The following is a 3657-nucleotide window of genomic DNA, read 5'->3' on the forward strand; positions in this document are numbered from 1 at the left end:
AGCGGTCATGCGCCAACACACGGAACAGACGCGGAAGATGTACCACGACCGCGAGAAGTAGCCGCCGATACTGTCCGCGGCGGCGGCGACGCTGCTGCTGAGCTGCTGAGCTGCTGAGCTGCTGAGCCGCTGAGCCGCTGAGCCGCCGGGCGGCGCCGAGCAGCCAGGTGCCGAGCAGTCAGGCAGCCTGGCGCCGAACTGCCGAACTGCCGAACTGCCGAACTGCCGAGCCGCCAGCCGCCGGCAACCAGGCATCCTGCCGCCAGCCGCCAGCCGCCAGCCGCCAGCCGCCAGCCGCCAGCCGCCAGCCGCCAGCCGCCGGCAACCAGGCATCCTGCCGCCGAGCCGCCGAGCCGCCGAGCCGCCGAGCCGCCGAGCCGCCGAGCCGCCGAGCCGCCGAGCCGCCGAGCCGCCGAGCCGCCGAGCCGCCGAGCCGCCCAGCGCCGGGTAGCCAGGGCAGCGCCTCGGTCCGGGCCGGCTGTTTTCGCGGTTGCGGTCACTGCCTCGCCTCCGGACCGCTGAAGCTCTGGGCCGCAGGTCGGCCACGGGCGCCGAACCATCGGATCAGGCGGCCCCACCCCGGCGAGCGCCGAGGCGTAGGGCCGCCTGGTCCGTCCGAACTGCCTCGCTCAGACCGCGGCTTGTGGCTGCGGTGCCGGGTAGGCGCCCCGGGGCCGCCCCGGCTGCCGTAGCAGCAGGGCGATCGCCGCCGCGACCATCGAGGTGGCGCCGGCGAGGGCGTACGCCCCGTCGTAACCCCAGGCCGCGACGACCATGGAGCCGAGGCCGCCGCCGAACAGGCCGCTGATCAGCTTGCCGCTGTAGACCAGCCCGTAGTTGGAGGCGTTGAAGTTCTCCCCGAAGTAGTCCGGGGTCAGCGCCGCGAACAGCGGGTAGAACGCGCCGCCGCCGAACCCGGAGAGGAACGCGAAGACCAGGAACAGCGACTCGCTCCTGATGTCGCCCGCCCAGATCACCCCGAACTGGGCGAGACCCAGCACGACGATCACGAACACCAGCGTGGACTTACGGCCCCACTTGTCGGACAGCCAGCCCACCACCCCGCGTCCGACGCCGTTGATGACCGCCATGACGCCCATCGAGGAGGCCGCCACCAGCGGGCCGAAACCCACCTCCTTGGCATAGTCGACCTGGAAGGAGATCCCGAAGATCGACACCCCCGCGGTCATGACGAGAGCGACCCACATGAGGGGAAGCATGCCGGTCCTGATGGCCTCCTTCGGCGTGTACTGCCGTACCGCCGGAGGGTTCTTGGCGAGAGCACCGGATCCCTTCTCGCCGCCGCCGTGGGTGAGCGGGTCGATGTCCGCGGGCCACCAGTTCTTCGGCGGGTCCTTGAAGAAGAACGCGCACCCGACGACCACGACCAGGATGTAGCAGCCGATGAGGTCCAGCACGCGGTGGTAGTTCGCGGTGTCGAAGCCGTAGTTGAAGATGAAGATGAAGGGCAGTGATCCGTACGCGAAGCCGCCGTTGACGAACCCGGTCTTCGCTCCCCGGCGTTCGGGGAACCATTTGCCGACCATGTTGATGCAGGTCGCGTAGACCAGTCCGGCGCCGATACCTCCGACGACGCCGAATCCCAGGATCGCCAGCAGCACGTTGTCGAGGTGCGACAGGGCGAGGAACCCGACCAGACACATGCCCGAGCCGATGTACATGGCCTTGCGGGCGGTCAGGACGCCCTTCTCCCGCAGCCAGCCCGCAGGGAAGGCGATGCCGGCCTGGAAGAAGACCCAGACACTGAGGATCCAGAAGGTGTTGCTCTGCGTCCAGCCGTGGGCGTGGGACAGGGTGTCCTCGGCCGAGCCGTACGCGTACTCGAAGACGCTGATGGCCATCATGGTGATCCAGGGCAGATACACCATGAGTGTGCGCGAGTGGCCGAGGATGTCCCGGTCGGTCTCGCCGATGCGGTAGACGCGGCCGCCCGCGTCGGTCACTTCTCGGTAGGGACGTGGTGCGGCGGTGGAGTGTGCGGTCTTGTCGGTGTCGCTGCGTGCTGCGTACGGATCTGCCGTCATGTCAGGCCATTTCCTCGCCGAGCGGTTGCGGGTTGGGTACGGTCCTGCGACTGGTCTTGGGCCGGCCGGGCGCCTTCAGGAACAGCGCCAGCACCGCGGAGCCCAGGCCGATACAGCCGGCCAGGACGAACGCGCCCTCGTAGTCCCACACGCCGACCACGATCGAGCCGACACCGGAGCCCACGAGGCCCGAGATGAGCTTCGAGCTGTAGACCATGCCGTAGTTGGAGGCGTTGTTGTTCTCACCGAAGTAGTCGGCCGTCATCGCGGCGAACAGCGGGAAGATCGCGCCGCCGCCGAAGCCGGAGACCATGGAGCAGAAGAGGAAGAACGGCATGCTGCCCATCTGGCCGGAGACCAGCACACCGAACTGCGCGGTGCCCAGCACCAGACACACGATGATCAGCGTGTTGCGACGGCCGAACTTGTCGGAGATCCAGCCGATCACACCGCGCCCGGTGCCGTTGACGATCGCCTTCAGCGACATCGCCGTGGCCACGATCCCGCCCGCGAAGCCCATGTCCTTGCCGAACGGCACCTGGAAGGCGATGCCGAAGATGTTGATCCCGGCCGTGCACAGCAGGCAGAACCACATCATCCACAGGACGGGCGTACGCGCCGCTTCCTTCGGGGTGTACTGCTTGACCGCCGGCGGGTTCTTCTCCAGCGCCCGCCGGATCTTCGGGTCGTCGGTCATCTTCAGCGGGTCGACGTGCGGGGGCCACCAGTTCTTCGGCGGGTCCTTGAAGAACCAGCCCGCGAACGCCACCACCGAGCAGCAGACGAGGCCCACCGCCACCAGGACACCCCGGTAGTTGCTCAGGTCCATGTACGAGGTGAACAGGAAGACGAAGGGCACCGAGCCGTAGGCGAAACCGCCGTTGACCATGCCGGTCTTGCCGCCCTTGCGCTCCGGATACCACTTGCCGACCATGTTCACGCAGGTCGCGTAGACGAAGCCGGCGCCGATGCCGCTGCACACACCGAATCCGAGATAGGCGACGATCACGTTCGGTGCGAACGCGAGCGAGAGATAGCCCAGGATCGTGCCCAGCGCGCCGAGCATCATCGCGTAGCGGGCCGGGAGCTTTCCGCTCTCCCGCAACTGCCCGGCCGGGAAGGCCACGGCCGCCTGGAAGAACACCCAGACGCCCATCAGCCAGAAGATGTGCCCACTGCTCCACAGATGCGCCTCGTGCAGTGTGTCCTCGGCCGACGTGAACGCGTACTCCGAGGAACTGATGCCCAGCATGCCCATCCACGGGAAGAGCACCATGGTCCATCGTGGCCGTCCCATGATGTGCCGGTCGGTCTCGCCGATCCGGTACACGCGGCCGTTGCGGTCCGTCACCTCCCTGAAGGTGGCGGACGACGAATAGTCGATGGTTGTCATAGTCTTCAAGCACTCCTTGCGTCGAAAGATCTGGCCAGCGCCCCCTGTCCAAATTCCTTTCGTGCGCGCACGGATCCCGGGGTTCGCCGACGCGCACCGCCGCCGGACCCCGTGCTCATTCACGTCATGGACCACCGCCCAAGGGCCCCGGGATGTGGCTCCTGTTCACCACGTCAGATCACCCCGCCCGACCTGAGCAGACGCAACTCCTCGTCGCCT

2 protein-coding genes are annotated in these 3657 nt (G+C 67.9%); both read right to left on the minus strand.

The window, feature by feature from the left end; all coding sequences use genetic code 11:
- Nucleotides 1–629: 629 nt before the first annotated feature.
- The gene (locus AQJ46_RS50985) at nucleotides 630–2045 is read right to left on the minus strand and encodes an OFA family MFS transporter (RefSeq protein ID WP_059212185.1); all 1416 of its coding nucleotides are present in this window, start codon (nucleotides 2043–2045) and stop codon (nucleotides 630–632) included.
- A gap of 1 nt (nucleotide 2046) precedes the next feature.
- The gene (locus AQJ46_RS50990) at nucleotides 2047–3438 is read right to left on the minus strand and encodes an OFA family MFS transporter (RefSeq protein ID WP_059212186.1); all 1392 of its coding nucleotides are present in this window, start codon (nucleotides 3436–3438) and stop codon (nucleotides 2047–2049) included.
- Nucleotides 3439–3657 lie beyond the last annotated feature (219 nt).

It is taken from the genome of Streptomyces canus, from assembly GCF_001514145.1.
In the GTDB taxonomy this organism is placed as follows: Bacteria; Actinomycetota; Actinomycetes; order Streptomycetales; family Streptomycetaceae; genus Streptomyces; species Streptomyces canus.

What these genes read in the sequence shown, in the direction of transcription:
- AQJ46_RS50990 (WP_059212186.1), bottom strand. Translation starts at nt 3,438, where the DNA reads ATGACAACCATCGACTATTCGTCGTCCGCCACCTTCAGGGAGGTGACG.
- AQJ46_RS50985 (WP_059212185.1), bottom strand. Translation starts at nt 2,045, where the DNA reads ATGACGGCAGATCCGTACGCAGCACGCAGCGACACCGACAAGACCGCA.